Raw genomic sequence first — 16008 nt, 5'->3', positions numbered from 1 at the left:
GGACGTTTGATCGTCCGTTCTTAGCCTACCTATGAGGGATTGAAACTATTTTTTCCTGCCTCAATTTAAGCCCTCAAGTAAAGTTCTTAGCCTACCTATGAGGGATTGAAACCTTTTCTTTATATTTATATCATTTGAAATGATAATATGTTCTTAGCCTACCTATGAGGGATTGAAACACTGGAAATATTTTTACAATAGGTTTCCATATAAAGTTCTTAGCCTACCTATGAGGGATTGAAACGCAGGAAAATTTTAAAAGGAGGTATAAAAAATATGAGTTCTTAGCCTACCTATGAGGGATTGAAACGTTTTATTAGGGATACCAAAACATCTGCCAAAACCCCGTTCTTAGCCTACCTATGAGGGATTGAAACTGGGATTTAATAGTTAGACGTGCTTATGATACAGGAGGTTCTTAGCCTACCTATGAGGGATTGAAACCCAATATAATTGTCCTCTGCTGTTGTTTTTATATCATCGTTCTTAGCCTACCTATGAGGGATTGAAACAAATACCTCTGCCACCTTGAGGACTGCAATAGCACCGTTCTTAGCCTACCTATGAGGGATTGAAACTCGCCAATTGCATCAGCTTCAACGATTTCCTTTGACCGTTCTTAGCCTACCTATGAGGGATTTTTATTTTTTTTAAGGGGAGATGGTTTTGTGCTGGGAGCTATTATTGGTGATATTGTAGGTTCGAGATTTGAATTCCATAATAAGAAGACAAAGGACTTTAAGCTTTTTAATCAATATTCGCATTTTACAGATGATACTGTTCTAACAGTTGCTACTATGGATGCATTATTAAATAAAAAGCCCTTCGATGTTACATATAAGGAATGGTTTAGAAAATATCCCGATGCGGGTTATGGAAGTAAATTTATAAGTTGGGGATTATCAGATGGATTTAAACCTTATAACAGCTTTGGAAATGGTTCAGCTATGAGAGTTAGTCCAGTAGGATTTTATTATGACAGTGAAGAAGATGTCTTAAAAATGGCTCAAGAAAGTGCAAAAGTTACCCATAACCATCCTGAAGGAATTAAAGGAGCTCAGGCTACAGCTTTGGCTATATTTTTGGCAAGAAAAGGTGCAACAAAGGAAAAAATTAAAGAGGAAATAGAAAAAAGATTTAATTATCATTTGGATGAACCTTTAGACAGCATTAGAACATGGTATAGGTTTGATGTTAGCTGTCAAGGGTCAGTTCCTCAGGCTATAAGGGCATTTCTTGAATCTGAAGATTTTGAAGATGCTATAAGAAATGCAATTTCAATAGGTGGAGATAGCGATACTATTGCTTGCATAACAGGAGGAATAGCAGAGGCATATTACGGTTCTATATCTGAAGATTTAAAGATGGAGGCTTATAAAAGGCTTGACAGTGATATGATCAACACAATAGAGAGCTTTTATAACTTATTAAATGGTGCAAAATAATATGAATTATATTTTGTTTAAAATATATTTTAGTTAAAATTTAGATATTTTAGAAGGATTTTTGGTTATTATGTAGAAAAATAAATATATGGATAAAATTGGGTGGTGGTTTTTATGGGGAAGATAATCTTTTCTACTGTAGGGACATCTATTTTTACAAATATTATGAAAGAAGATAAAAATTTTCAAGAGCTTTATAGAAGTTATACTCAAAATGATGAAAAAGAAGAAAAGATAAAAAGTTATGTTTGGAGCATCATTAAAAGTCAACAAGATAAAGATAAGATATCTGCTGAAATAAAGAGCTTAAATAAAATAGGAGTAGAAGATGATGATATCCTATACTTCATAGTTACAGATACAAAGGAATCAAGGCTTGCAGGAGACATACTTTCTGAATACTTCGAAGTTACATTTAATGCAACATCTAAAGTCTTATCTATTACAAATCTTGTGGTAAACGATTCGGTAAAGTTCGAACGGGAAGGAATCAAAAATCTCATCGAAAAAATTCTTGAAATCATCGAACAAAATCCCTATGCAGAAATAATATTTAATCCAACTGGAGGATACAAAGGTGTTGTCCCATATTTGACTATTTTAGGCATGATTTACAACAAAAAAATTGCCTACATATTTGAAAACACCGATAATTTGATAGAACTTCCTCCAATACCTTTAGAATTCAATTATGATTTGATAAAAGAAAATGAAGAAAGATTTGAACGACTATTTAAAGAAGGTGCTTTAAAGGAGGAAGAGTTTTTTCAAGGAATTGATTTTGCAATAAGGGGAGATTTTAATTCATTATTAATACATGATGGTGGATATGTAACGCTGTCAGGGATTGGGTTAATGTTATATAGAAAATATAGAGCGGTTAATGATAAGGAATTCATTTATTTATCAAAGCAGGCTATGAAATTCTTAAATCGTATTTCGGATAGAACAGATAGAGAAAAAATATTATCACTTCTTAAAAAATTATTGAAGGAAGATATAAGAAATAATTATATCCACACTAATTTTGATCCTTCTATTTCGGATTGTAAGGTGTTTAAGATGCCTGCTACAAGTGAAAGAATATTTTATTATCTTAAAGGAGAAATTCCATGGGTATGTGAAATTGTCCCTGACCATGATGAGTATATGAGGGAACTTGGTAATAAGGGAATATTTAAGTCAAATTATACATGTTTTGAAAAACTTTATTTTGAAGACGATGATTGATTAAATATTTGCTTTTTAGGAGGTAGAAATAATATGGCTTTTTATCCTGCAAAGATTGATGATTCGTATAAAAGGATAAATGATTTTTCGGATTTAAAAAATATTTATTATCATCTTAAAAGTTACGAAGACGTAGTATGGAACGAAAAGAATATAAAAGAGAATAAGCCTTCTGTTGCCGATGCAGCTAAGATATATGTTTTAATTTCTTATTTAAAGACGATGGATAAATCAAAGTTTGATAGGAAAAAGGCTTATATGAGCTTTTTCTCAGATGAAGCGGATGATATAAAAAAATTTATTATAGACGGCTTAAATGGCATCCAAAGTCAGCTTTTTAAAGATATAAAAATCGATGTGATCAAAGGTTCTATATATAAGATAAAGAAATATTTCTTAGAGAATAAAAAGATAAAAGATATAAGAGGGGCAAGTGAAATAATAGAGTATCTTAACATAGATGTTACTTTAAATATTGTAGGTGAAAAATTTATAGAGGAATGCGTAATTTATGCAGGAGGAGGCAATGTATATATTGTTTTACCTGAAGGTAAAGGCAAGGATGTTTGTAAAAGGCTTGAAGAAGAGTATACCAATATTGCTCTTACTGCTATGAATGCCTTTGAATGGGAAACTACCGATTTGAACACATTTTTTTATGATTATAAAAGAATATCGGGAGAATTAAACAGAAAGTTGGAATGGAGAAAAAAAATAAAAATTTATCCTATAAATCCTGATAGCCAACTAGAGGAGCTAAATATAAACGGCAATAAGATTAGTCTTAAGGCAAATACTTTAAGGGAAAATGGTGTAGTATGTGATCTTTGTGCAATAAGAGATGCTAAATATTTAATAAGTTCGCCTGATGGACAAGTTCCTGTATGTCCTTCATGCTTAAGAAAAAATAGAGTTGGTAAGGATAAGAGTAATTTTGCAAATGAGTTTAAAAGCTTTACAAACAAAGAGGCTAAATCGGTTAAGACTTTGGAAGATTTAAAAGACGATAGAGGATATGTTGCAGTTATTTATGGTGATGGAAACAACATGGGTAATTATGTTATGAATATAAATAATCCTTTTGAGATGATGTATTTTAGCAGGACATTGGACTACATAACAAAAAAGTCAGTTTATGAATCCTTTGCAGAAGTTATGAAGGATGATATAAGGTTTGAAATAATTGCTTTAGGTGGGGATGACATATTTGTTATAGTGCCTGCTGTTTATGCTCTTGAGGTTTCAAAAAAAATAATAGAAAAATTTGATGGAAGCTTTAAAAATAATATAACAATGTCTATTGGAGTTTGCATTGCAAAATTCAATACTCCTATAGGGAATATGTCTGATATCGCACAAAATTTGCTTAAGAATGCAAAGAAAAAGGCTAAAAATTTAAAAAATCCTGCAGGAACCATAGATATTAAGATATTAGAGGGAAACAGCTTTATAGATTTTGATTATATCAAGGAAGGATTATTCCCTGCCACGGTAAATGAGCTTGCAAGTTATTATGAAGCAATAAGAAAAATGAAGGAGAAAAGCATTCAAAAGAGCCAGTTGTATAAACTAAGGTATGCTTCTGAGACTATGGAAAGGGAAGAATTTGAACTATTTTATCTATATCAAAATGCCAGAACAATAAAGGAATTAAACAAAATCGTGACTGAAATGTTTAGAGGGAGAACCTTTACAGGTTTAGTTAATGGAGTATATTCACCATGGGCTGATATTTGTATGTTATGGGATTATGTAAGGTGGTGATTGGTATGGTTAAGAAGGTTTATGAGATTGTGATTGAAATAAAGACTCCTTTTATCATTTCTTCAGGCAACATAGAAGGGGAAATGATAGATAAAGCAACCGTAAAAATGAATAACAAGCCCTTTATCCCAGGTTCAACTTTAAAAGGTAAGGTTAGGGATAATCTTTTGATGATTCTTAAAAGTAAATTAAATGAAGACAAGGCAGAAGAATTGGTTAGTAGGCTCTTTGGAAGTAAAGGCTATTGTCCTTCAAAAATTTATTTCACTGATCTACTTCCCGAAGAAGAAAAAGGAACTAATGTTAGATATGGAGTTGCTATAGACAGATTTAGAAAAGTATCGAAGGATAAAGCGTTATATTCCTTTGAGACCGCAGATATTGGAATATATAAGGGTAAAGTTGAGGCCTATATTGATGAAGAAATAGATTTGGAAGAACTTATTATGGCCTTCAAAATGATTGATTTTATTGGAGGCTCAAAAAGTAGGGGATGCGGAAGATGTAAAGTGGATATAAGGGAGGTGAAGGCATGAGAATTATTGCTGAATTTTTATCGCCTTTGTTAGTCGGGACTAAAAAGCTCTCCAGCAATTACATAGAAGGGGCAGATTACATTGCAGGGGATGTTATGCGGGCAGCTTTTGCAAGAACGATTTTAAACAATTGTAAAGAATTTAAGAATGATATTGTTGAAGTTGAAGGCCAGCAAAAAAGAAATTGGGTTTATTTTAGAAATGGAAATGGATGCAAAAACTGTGATTTTTTATCCGTTTGTAAAAAGTTTAAAGATATAAAGTTTTCATTTTTCTATCCAACTGGAACTGATGTGGTTCCATTGACAGCGATGAAATGCAAAAATAATGATGGACATGGGTTTGTAGATGTTTTGACGGATGAAGCCAAATGCAAATTATGTCCAGAGGGAAATAATAGGGTTGAGTTTATATCCGGGCTTGTAAGGGATAACAAAATATTTAAGCCCTATAAAAAGGTTTTTACAAGGACTGCAATTAATAGCTATACAAAAACAGCAAAGGAAGGAAATTTGTTTTCTTTGATTCCTATTGTTGCAACGAAAAGGGTTAATGATTCTTTAGAATGTAAATTTGAAGGCTATATTGATGGCATTACAAAGGAAGAGCTAAAGCTATTTGAAAATATAAGGGTTGGAAGTTATATATCTTCGGGTTTTGGAATGGCAAAGCTTTCAATAGGTGAAGAAAAGGAAAAGGATAATAAGGAAAATGTAAAAATGAAAATTAAAAGGTTTAATGAAAGGTATAAAAATAAAAAAGAAGATAAAACTTATTTTGCATTAAAGTTAGTTTCGGACTGTAAGCTGGATTTTGAAATAAATGATAAATATTATTCAACGGAGGAATATAAAAATTTGTGGAAGGATCTATTAAATATTGGCAGCGATTACGATATAGATGTGGCGTATTTAGAAACTATAAATTATAGAGGTTATGACACATCTCAAAATAAAGAGGACAAAAGGGAAAGGGCAATTATACATGTTTTAAAGGGAAGTGTTTTTGTTTTGAAGACTAATAATGATTTAGACAAAATTTATGATGATTTTTTCAAAAATCCATTTTTTGGTTTAGAAAACAATAACGGTTTTGGCAAATATGAGGTTTATTGTGGAGGTGTAAGGTGATGGAAAAAAAGCAAATTCTTCAGAAAGTAGAAGAAGTAAGAAAGACAAATTTTTTAAATAATAAAGATATTGGAAGTACAAATATTAAAAGCTTATCGGCGATGGTTTTAAATGCTGATTGTTATGAGGAGATAGAGCTTTTTATAAAGTATAAGACCGGTAAGGGAAATGGGTGGGAAAAAACTTTGCCAAATTCAAAGCAAAAATTTGGAGATTTTATAATAAATAAAATCAGAGAAATAAAAAATGCATCAAAGGATGACAAGGAAGCCATTAAAAATATAAGTCTTTTCTTTGGATATTTGTATTGGTTAAAAAGAGGGTTAGAGGGTTAAGAAAAAAGAATAATAACTCAAAAAAGGGGATGATTAGATGTTGCACGATAAATTTGTGAATAAATATATAGTTACAGGGATTTTGGTAAATAACACTCCTTTACATATAGGAGGAGGGGAGGATGAGTTTACTCCTAATGCTGTTGACAACAGCGTTGTAAGATATAAAAATGGTGAACCTTTTATACCGGGAAGTTCCCTTAAGGGAGTTTTAAGGTCTTATATAGAAAGGATTTTAAACAGCGGATATGACGAAAGGTTTAGTTCTTGTTTTATTGTAAATGAGGAATGTTTAAGTGATAAAAAAGTGGAAGCACTTAAAAATGATTCAAAGAATGAAAAGGATTTTGCAGAAAAAATCTATGATAATATGTGCACGGTATGTAAAATATTTGGTTCTAAGTATTTTGCATCTAAAATTCATATAAGCGATGCGGTTCCAATTGAAAAGATTTATACAGGTAAAAGGGATGGCGTTGCAATCGATAGGGATACATTAACAGCAGCGGATGGGAAAAAGTATGATTTTGAATATGTATCACCCGGTTCAAAATTTAACTTTTATATGACGATAGACAATTTAGAAGAAGCGTATGAGGATATTTTAAAGTTAATTATAAACCTTTTAGCAAAGGGTGAGATTAAAATAGGCGGAAAAACTTCAGCAGGACTTGGGGATGTTCAGCTTAAGGATTATAAGGTTTATAAAATAACGGATAAAAATTTAAAGAAATATCTTTTAAACGGACCTTCTGAGGAAATGAGGTGGCAAAATGTTTAAAAAGATATATAATGAAGCGATTATAACTTATACTTTAAAGACTAAAAGTCCTCTTTTTATAAGGTCAGGCAAGGAGGAAGGATTAGATCCTACTAAAGAGGATAATACTTTCATAACTGTTCACAAAGATGGTCAAGTAATCCCATTTATGCCTGGAACAAGTATTAAGGGAGTTTTTAGGTCGAGGGCAGAAAAATTACTGCCTAAGAGCTGTAACTTGTTTTCAGGAGCTTGTTCAAACCAAAGTGACATGAAAAATAAGAATGGAACCGAAAGGTATAAATTAAGCTGTCCTGCCTGCAAAATGTTTGGTTCTACGGCTTTGAAAAGCAGGGTGTTATTTTCGGATGCTTATCCTGTTGGAAAATACTTTATAGGTTCAAGGACTTCGGTTGCTATAGAAAGGATATCTGGTGCGGCAAAACAAGGAGCTTTATTTAACATGGAATATGTAGAGGATGCGGAGTTTAAAGGGGAAATAAGACTGCAAAACTTTTTTAAGTGGCATATAAAAACACTTGTTGAGGTGTTTAAGGATATTAATAATGGCTTTGTAACTTTTGGAGGATTAACTTCGAAGGGATTTGGACGTATGGAAGTTAAGGAATTTAGCATTAAATTAAGGTATTATAATAAAGGATTATCAAACAATAATTATGCGGATAAAGGATTTTATATAGAAAGAGAAATAAATAGTTTAGATGAATTGGATGGACTTTTAAGGAATATCCAGTTAAATGATAATGAATTAAGAAAGGGCGATTTGAATGAGCAAGCCATATAGTTTTGTTCCCTTTTTGGATTATAAGCCGTATAACGAAGATGGAAACTTAGAGGGTATAATAAAATTAAAAATTAAGGTTTTGACCCCGGTTCATATATCTTCGGGTAAAATAGATGAACATAATGGAAAGATTTACAAAAAATTTTTAAGGATAAACGGTGAGGTTACTATTCCGGGAAGCAGTATAAAGGGATGTGTAAGAAGCATAGCAGAAGCAATATCCTATAGCTGTTATCAACCGGGTAAACAGGTTCGATATAATAAATTGCCTAATAATAAGACTAATGATAGTTCAAAGGATTGCATAATATGCAAGACATTTGGAAGTATGGGCAGGAAAAGCAAAGTAATATTTAGTGATTTTAAAATGACAAAAGGGAGTATGGATATCATTGGATTGCCTAATTTATATGCACCTCATATTGAAGAAAAGTTATATTTGTTAAACGGAAAATATAAAGGATATAAATTTTATTATCATGGGATTTCATCAATATGCGAAAAAGGCACAATATTTTTTGAATTTGCAAAGGAAGGCGCTGAATTTGAAGGAGAGGTTTATTATAATGGTTTAACTCAAAAGCAATTAAAGCTACTTTGTTATTCTTTAGGACTTAACGGCGATATTCAACCTAAAATAGGATACGGGAAACCTGCATATTATGGGAGTGTTAAATTTTTGGTCAGAGACTCCGATGAACAAGACAAATATAAAAAATATGCCAATCAATACTATAATGAATCCGATGCTAATATTAGAAAAAACATAGATAGGCTGAAGACTATATTAAGTTATAACAATGCTAAAAGAGTTTCAGATTGGACACAGAATGGTAACATAAGAACTTATTAAGGTTGGTGGTTGGATGGATAAGAAAAAATTGTTAAAGGAAGCAGAATCCATGGTGAGTTTTGTCAAAAGAAACCAATATTCTAATTTTTTTGACCATATATTAAATCTTATAGAAATAGCAGAAAACAGCTCAGAAGATGAAACAGAAAGAAAACAGAAATTTTTGAAGCTGCTAAGTCTTTTGAAGGATGACAAAAATATATCTATTTTAGGTGGAGGGAAGCAGGTAAAACAAGGTTTGAAGGATTTTATTGAAAATCATATTATGGTAAGGAAATATAGTGATTATCAAATAGCAAATCCAAGGTTACAAAATTTAAGCTTGACGGAATTAAAATATGTGTTTGGATGGGCAAGAAGACTTGCAGGCAAATAAAAGTCGCCATTTGGCGACTTTTATTCTTCTTGTAAATAGTGCAAAAAAATATGAATATTATTCTTAGTATGATATAATTGAAACTTTATTTGAGGAAGTGAAGATTTATGTATTTAATATTAAAAGTTCCCCCATTTCATGACTTAAAATCAGGCCAATTTTATTTAAATCAAAAAAATACAGAGATTGTGTTATCGAAATTTCCAGGGATTCAAAAATTAACAGCCAAAGATATTAAACGTGCTTTTGCCTTTTATAATGGTAAAAATATGGATAGCAAGGTATATTCCATTATTGTTAACAATATCGCTACTTCTACAAACGGGATAAGTATAAGATATAATATTGTGTTAAAAAATGAAGAATATTTTAACTCTACTTTATTTTCTAAATCACTATATTATTACTTAATAAGCGAAGGTAAAATAAAAAAAGAAGAATTTATGCCTAATATTATTTTACTTGATAATAATGGCTGGCTAGCTGTTTTAAATAATATGAATAAAAATGATTTGAAAAAAGATGAAGATGATATAGGAAGTATGTTTGCTCAAAATAATTGGGAAGGAATATATAACAAATTTAAGCCAATTGAAAATATAGATAGAAGCAAATATTGGAATAATCATGAAATTTTATCTATGATAGGGTTTGCTATATCAAAATTATCATACTTAAGTGATGCTGATAAGGAGTGTTTAAATAATATAAAAAAGAAGGAAAAAATACTTAAAGAAAAGAAAAAGTTAAGGGAAGAAGCTGAATTTATATTTAAAAGGTGTATTGAAATTGATAAGGAGAATAAGGCGAGATATTTATCTAATATAGCTTATATTAATTATCATTATTTACAAGATGCTATTAATAATAGAAAGTTTAAATTAGAATCAACCGAGGATCTTCTTACTTATTTTAATAAAGCCGAAAGATATTTTAAAGATGCATTAAAACTTGATGATACAAGAATTAAAGAGTGGTATAGATTAGGATACCTTATGCTAGAATGCTATGGGAAAATTGTGGTAGATACTGATGAAGTCTTTAAAAGACAAATGGAAGGTATAGACTATTTGAGAAAAGTTATAAATTTATGGAGAGAACTATCGGAAGATGAGAAGAAAAGATGTAAATATGAATATATAAATTCGTTATACAATATATCCAAATTTTATCAAGAAGCTTTAAAATCTTTCTGGAGTAATGTTAAAAGGAGATTACAAGGTAATTTGTTAAACACAAATTTGTTTTCTAAAAACCATATCGATCCTAAACAAGGACTATTTTATGCAAAAGAGTATTTAGAAGAATGTTTTAAGGATCAATATGAACAAGATATAAATGAAGTTATAGATAAAATTACTCATGAAGATATAATGAAGACATATGATAATTGGAAAATTGAAGCGATTGATTTACTATATAGATTAGGGCTTTTGTATTTTATGATTTATTGGTATTTGATAGACATAAATTGTAAAGATATAGATAAGTTGAATTCATATATAAATAAATCCAAAAAATGTTATGAATTATCATTGAAATTAAATTGGAAAGAAAATAAATCTATGCAAAGGGATTTTATAGAAGAAAGGTTTGCTAGGCTTTATATAACTATTGGTCAATATGACAAGGCTATAAATTTGTTAGAAAAATATAGGGATAAATACAAAGACAAGGAATCAAAAAAATATATTTTAGACACATTAAATTTGGCTGTATCTCTTAATATAAGAAAAAGAGTGGTATAAAAGGGGATGGGGATAGATGATATTATTAAACGATAAAATACATGTTGAAAAGGATGACCTTAGAAGAATATTTTACATTAAGGATGAAGATAAGGCAGTTCCTTTTTATATACAAAATGCAATTGTTGATTTGATTTTTGAAGAAGGTGGCTTTAAAAGAAAATACAATGATCTTAATGACTTGGAGTTAATAGAAGATAAATTTATTAAAAAGGTTATTAATATTATAGATAATTTGTATAAGGTTCCTTCTAAAACCGATTATTCTGATAAGTATATAACGTATATTTGGTATTATTTGCCTAATAATATGTATAAAGTTTGGCAGCCTCTTGTTGATTTGCTTATAGCTGGAGAATTGAAGAATAAAATAAAGGTATTGGATATTGGAACAGGTCCTGCTACTCTGCCTTTAGGGATTATTGAATTTTATAAAATAATTGCTGAGAATTTAAAAGATAAGGAATTTGTTATTTGTTTTCATTTAATTGATTCGCAAAAAAAATTCATAGATTACGCTAATTATTTAATAAGTAAGGTTTTATTGCCTAAAAATTTAAAAGTTCAAGTTAATAGTTTAGTGGCAAATGTAAAGGATGATTCTATACTAAAAAAAGATTTTAAATATGATATCATCAGCATGAGCAATTTCATAAACCATTTTGAGCATGAAAAAGATTTTGATGCCTTTAAATTATTAAAAAATTTAAGGGATAATTTAAACGACGATGGATCCTTAATTATCATTGAACCAGGTAGCGAGTTTGAATGTATAAGTTTTAAAAAAATCAGAAACAAATTAGTTAATGAAGGAATATATAATATTTTTTCACCTTGCATTCCTATATGGGAAGATAGAGATAAAATAAATTGTGCATGCTTTTCTACTTATATAATGGAAGTTAAAAAGCCTGAATTAATCCAATTTTTACTTTCAAAAGGACTTAAAAAGTTTAAAAATAGAGAACATGTGGCATATAATTATACAGTTTTAAGAAAGGATGGTCTATATAAATATCGCATTGAGAGGAATAAACAGAGTTTTTTTACAATAAAGGAGATATTCGAACATCAAGAAAAAGAATTTCGAGCAAATATTAAAGGTATAGTAAAGAAAAAATCTAATAAGAATTTAAGTTTTTGTATATGTGATGGAACGATGCCGAATAAAGATTATTGGATTAAAATAGATGAAAGTGCTTTAAATGATACAAAAGAAGCTATTAAAAAATTAAATATGGGAGAAAAGATAAGTATAAAAAAGTTGAAGGTTATTAAGAAAGAGAATAAAGTTAATATGATCTTAGATATCAAATCAAAGTTACAACTATTCTATTGATGGGGACGGTTCTTAATAATTTTAAAAATTTGACAAATATGTGGATGAACTACAAGTTATTGAAGTTGTTTATAAAAATAAAAAGCCTATTTGGGCTTTTTATTTTTTGTGTTATAATTTTAAGAAAATTATAAAAATGGAGGGTTATGATGGAGTATAAAAGCACGCGGGGGAATATAAGGTTAACGTCTACAAAAGCTTTAATTGAAGGATTAGCTGATGATGGAGGATTGTTTATTCCTATTAAGTTCCCAAAGGTAGAATTAAATTTTAAAGAACTTATGAATAAGAGTTATAACGAACTTGCATTTTATATTCTTAAAAATTATTTTAATGACTTTGATGAAAACACACTTTTTAATTGTATAACTAAGGCCTATGATGATAAGTTTGATATAAAAGAAATAGCTCCTTTAGTAAAGAAGGATAAGTTTTATTTTCTCGAACTATTCCATGGACCAACCCTTGCCTTTAAGGATATGGCTCTATCATTGTTTCCATACCTTTTAAAAGAAGCAAAATTAAAAGAAAATATTAAAAAGGAGATAGTAATTCTAACAGCAACATCTGGGGATACAGGAAAGGCTGCCCTTGAGGCCTTTAGGGATATAGAGGGGATTAAGATAATAGTTTTTTATCCTTCTAAAGGGGTTAGCAACATTCAAAGATTGCAGATGACAACTCAAGAGGGAGAAAATACATTTGTTTTTGGAATAAACGGCAATTTCGATGATGCCCAAAGGGCTGTAAAGGAGATTTTTGCTGATGTTCACTTCAATGAAGAAATCGATAAAAGGGGTTATGTTTTATCCTCTGCAAATTCAATAAACATAGGAAGGCTTTTACCACAGATAGTATATTATTTTTATGCCTACTTAAAACTTTTAAAAATGGGGGAAATATCTGAAGGGGAATATGTAAATATAGTTGTTCCAACAGGAAACTTTGGTAACATACTTGCTGCCTATTATGCAAAAAAGATGGGACTTAAGGTTAATAAACTAATATGTGCATCAAATACAAATAATGTTCTTTATGATTTTTTAAGGAGTGGAGTATATGACATTAGAAGAAATTTTTATACAACTATATCTCCTTCCATGGACATTTTAGTATCCAGCAATCTAGAAAGATTTTTATATGATGCCTGTGGTGAGGATGAGGATATAATTAGAGCCCTAATGAGGGATTTAAAAGAATTTGGATGCTTTAAGCTTTCAGAAAAATATATGGATTCTTTAAAGGATTTTTATGCTAATTTTGCAGACGATAAGGAGACATGTTCTGAAATAAGGTGGGCCTTTTTAAATCTTAGATATCTTATTGATCCTCATACTGCTGTTGCATTAAACGTTTATAAAAAGTATCTAAAGGATACCGATGATGATACAAAGACAATTATAGCTTCAACTGCAAGTCCATATAAATTCGTAGCATCTGTTTATAAAGCCATTACTTTAAAAGAGCCTTATGGTGATGAATTTATGCTTGCTGATGAATTATCAAAGCTTACAAAAACATCTATCCCAAAGCAAATAGTTGAGCTTAATAATAAAAGGGTTTTGCATAACAAGGTTATTGATAAAGGGGAAATTTATGATGTGATAAAGGATATACTTAAGGGGGATTAATATGGTTAAAGTAAGGGTTCCGGCTACAACTGCCAATATAGGGCCAGGGTTTGACTGTTTAGGAATAGCATTGGATCTTTATTGTTATATAGAAGTCGAAGAAATAGAAAAAGGACTAATTATAGAGGGATGTGACGATAAATTTAAAGGCGAGGATAACTTAATTTATAAATCTATGAAAAGGATATTCGAAAGTGCATTATATTCACCGATGGGAATTAAAATAAAAGTGGATAGTAAGATTCCTATATCAAGGGGTCTTGGAAGCAGTGCTGCTTGTATAATTGGAGGCCTTTTGGCGGCGAATGAACTTGTGGGACGTGTTTATTCAAAGGAGGAAATTCTAAATATTGCAACTCAAATGGAAGGCCATCCTGACAATGTAACGCCTGCCTTACTTGGAGGTATGACGGCAGCAATTTATGAAAGGGATAGGGTTTATTATAATAAAATCAAGGTTGCAGATAGATTTAAGTTTTATGCCTTAACTCCTCAATTTACAGTTTCAACGGAAAAGGCAAGGAAGGTTTTGCCAAAGGTTATAGATTATAAGGATGCAGTTTTTAACATAGGTAGGGTTTCCCTTCTTATAACTTCCTTTATTGAGGGAAATGATAATATAAAAATAGCCTGTAGAGACAAAATACATGAGGATTATAGAAAGGAGCTTATAAGGGGTTTTGATACTATAAAAGAGAAATGTTTAGATTTAGGCAGCCTTGCAGTTTTTATAAGCGGTTCTGGATCTACTCTTATGGCTATAGTTGATAAGGAGAATACGGATTTTAAAGCAAAAATAGAAAAGGCTATATATAATTTTGAAGGAAGCTGGATAGTTAAGGAAGTAAATATAGATTATGAAGGGACTAAAATAATAAAATAGGGCAGGTTGCCCTATTTTTGTTTTACAATATAAAGGGTATCAAACTCTAAAAAGTTAGGATAAATTTCTAATAGTTCATTAAGGGTTATTTCTTTTTTGGGAAAGCTATTTAAAAATTCATCAAAATCCTGTTTGTTTCCAAGAAGGACCTCAACATCTTCTTCATCGCTGTTTACAACTATAAATTTAAAATCTTTTCCTATGTTTTTTAGGACGTTTTTTACGTTGTCTATTCTGCTAAAGGAGCTAATAACTATATCGCAGGCACAATGTCCGTTGCTTATGTGATATAAAAAACCATCGTCTATTTCAACTTCCCCTGTTATATCCGTTACATATAAATTATCCACTTCATTTTGCCTTAAAACATCCTCCGGCAATCTATTTTTTGTCCTTGCAAACATAAAGTAGCACATAACATCACCTTCCCTTTTTATTTAATTATACCATAAGTTAACAATTAGTTCATAAAAATTTAACTAAAGAGCAACAGAAGTCGCCCACTTCTATAAGTGGGTGATGAATGTTGATTGATAAATTCTTTTTTATGATATAATCAGTATTACAGGAAGGAGGTGTAATTTTGCTAAAGGCTTATAAATACAGGATATATCCAACAAAAGAACAAGAAGAATATTTTGCTAAAGTATTTGGTTGTGTAAGATTTATATACAACAAAATGCTACATGACAAAATAGAATACTATAAAAAAACAGGAGAAATGCTAAACAATACACCTGCACAATATAAAAAAGAATATTCTTTTTTAAAAGAAGTAGATAGTCTTGCCCTTGCTAATGCACAGCTTAATTTAGAGAAGGCATATAAAAACTTTTTTAGAGATAAGAAAATAGGTTTTCCAAAGTTCAAGAAAAAGAAAGGTTACCAGTCTTATACTACAAATAATCAAAATGGGACAGTAACACTTGAAGGTAGTTATCTAAAAGTTCCAAAGTTAAAGACAAAAATAAAAATAAAACAACACAGACAATTTGAAGGAAAAATTAAATCTGTAACTATATCAAAAACGCCAACAGGCAAATATTATGCTTCTATACTTGTAGAAGAAGAAATTAAAGAATTACCTAAAATAGATAAAAAAGTAGGTATAGATTTAGGAATTAAAGAATTTGCTATTTTATCTGATGGAACAAAGGTAGAAAATCCAAAATG

General features: G+C 30.3%; 16 protein-coding genes and 1 CRISPR repeat array. Of the genes, 15 read left to right on the top strand and 1 reads right to left on the bottom strand.

The window, feature by feature from the left end; translation table 11 throughout:
- Positions 1-16: 16 nt before the first annotated feature.
- A CRISPR array of direct repeats spans positions 17-645; the repeat unit is 30 nt; unit sequence GTTCTTAGCCTACCTATGAGGGATTGAAAC.
- Positions 646-668: 23 nt separating this feature from the next.
- The 14 genes from CAAU_RS13615 (at position 669) to thrB (ending at position 14835) form a co-directional block, all read left to right on the top strand.
- Positions 669-1445: an ADP-ribosylglycohydrolase family protein gene (locus CAAU_RS13615; RefSeq protein WP_008910024.1), complete on the top strand. Its 777-nt coding sequence runs from the start codon at positions 669-671 to the stop codon at positions 1443-1445.
- 114 nt (positions 1446-1559) lie between these two features.
- Positions 1560-2675: a putative CRISPR-associated protein gene (locus CAAU_RS13610; RefSeq protein ID WP_008910023.1), complete on the top strand. Its 1116-nt coding sequence runs from the start codon at positions 1560-1562 to the stop codon at positions 2673-2675.
- Positions 2676-2708: 33 nt separating this feature from the next.
- On the top strand, positions 2709-4439 hold the full coding sequence (locus CAAU_RS13605) for a Cas10/Cmr2 second palm domain-containing protein (protein WP_008910022.1): 1731 nt from the start codon (positions 2709-2711) through the stop codon (positions 4437-4439).
- A gap of 5 nt (positions 4440-4444) precedes the next feature.
- Positions 4445-4975 carry an RAMP superfamily CRISPR-associated protein gene (locus CAAU_RS13600; RefSeq protein WP_008910021.1) on the top strand — a complete coding sequence of 177 codons (531 nt, stop codon included), beginning with the start codon at positions 4445-4447 and terminating at the stop codon, positions 4973-4975.
- Positions 4972-6105 (top strand): hypothetical protein, encoded by a 1134-nt coding sequence (locus tag CAAU_RS13595; protein ID WP_008910020.1) that lies wholly within the window; start codon positions 4972-4974, stop codon positions 6103-6105. Before CAAU_RS13600 ends, CAAU_RS13595 begins: the two co-directional genes overlap by 4 nt.
- Positions 6102-6440: a hypothetical protein gene (locus CAAU_RS13590; RefSeq protein WP_207635480.1), complete on the top strand. Its 339-nt coding sequence runs from the start codon at positions 6102-6104 to the stop codon at positions 6438-6440. Before CAAU_RS13595 ends, CAAU_RS13590 begins: the two co-directional genes overlap by 4 nt.
- Before the next feature lie 37 nt (positions 6441-6477).
- Complete coding sequence (gene csx7 / locus CAAU_RS13585; protein ID WP_008910018.1) at positions 6478-7221, top strand: type III CRISPR-associated RAMP protein Csx7; 744 nt, start codon at positions 6478-6480, stop codon at positions 7219-7221.
- Entirely contained in the window at positions 7214-8005 is a 792-nt protein-coding gene (csx7, locus tag CAAU_RS13580) for a type III CRISPR-associated RAMP protein Csx7 (protein ID WP_008910017.1), read from the top strand. Before csx7 (CAAU_RS13585) ends, csx7 (CAAU_RS13580) begins: the two co-directional genes overlap by 8 nt.
- On the top strand, positions 7989-8858 hold the full coding sequence (locus CAAU_RS13575; RefSeq protein ID WP_008910016.1) for an RAMP superfamily CRISPR-associated protein: 870 nt from the start codon (positions 7989-7991) through the stop codon (positions 8856-8858). Before csx7 (CAAU_RS13580) ends, CAAU_RS13575 begins: the two co-directional genes overlap by 17 nt.
- Positions 8859-8871: 13 nt before the next feature.
- A complete protein-coding gene (locus CAAU_RS13570) occupies positions 8872-9234 on the top strand; it encodes a hypothetical protein (protein WP_008910015.1) in 363 nt (120 codons plus the stop codon).
- Between the two features lie 107 nt (positions 9235-9341).
- Positions 9342-10982, top strand: a complete 1641-nt coding sequence (locus CAAU_RS13565) for a hypothetical protein (RefSeq protein ID WP_051004433.1) — start codon at positions 9342-9344, stop codon at positions 10980-10982.
- 16 nt (positions 10983-10998) lie between these two features.
- Positions 10999-12321 (top strand): methyltransferase domain-containing protein, encoded by a 1323-nt coding sequence (locus tag CAAU_RS13560; protein ID WP_008910013.1) that lies wholly within the window; start codon positions 10999-11001, stop codon positions 12319-12321.
- 149 nt (positions 12322-12470) lie between these two features.
- Complete coding sequence (gene thrC / locus CAAU_RS13555; protein WP_008910011.1) at positions 12471-13952, top strand: threonine synthase; 1482 nt, start codon at positions 12471-12473, stop codon at positions 13950-13952.
- 1 nt (position 13953) lies between these two features.
- Positions 13954-14835, top strand: a complete 882-nt coding sequence (gene thrB / locus CAAU_RS13550) for a homoserine kinase (RefSeq protein ID WP_008910010.1) — start codon at positions 13954-13956, stop codon at positions 14833-14835.
- A gap of 11 nt (positions 14836-14846) precedes the next feature.
- Here the strand turns inward: thrB and CAAU_RS13545 are convergent, their stop codons facing one another.
- Positions 14847-15251: a hypothetical protein gene (locus CAAU_RS13545; protein WP_008910009.1), complete on the bottom strand. Its 405-nt coding sequence runs from the start codon at positions 15249-15251 to the stop codon at positions 14847-14849.
- 167 nt (positions 15252-15418) lie between these two features.
- On the opposite strand from CAAU_RS13545, the gene CAAU_RS13540 reads away from it, so the two are divergent.
- Positions 15419-16008 (top strand): RNA-guided endonuclease TnpB family protein (locus CAAU_RS13540; protein WP_040306825.1); only part of this gene is annotated, 590 nt, incomplete at its 3' end.

The sequence above is a fragment of the Caloramator australicus RC3 genome (assembly GCF_000297115.1).
GTDB classification, from domain to species: domain Bacteria; phylum Bacillota; class Clostridia; order Clostridiales; family Caloramatoraceae; genus Caloramator; species Caloramator australicus.
Note: the sequence above shows the minus strand (reverse complement) of the source record. Positions and strands in the feature narration are given on the sequence as shown.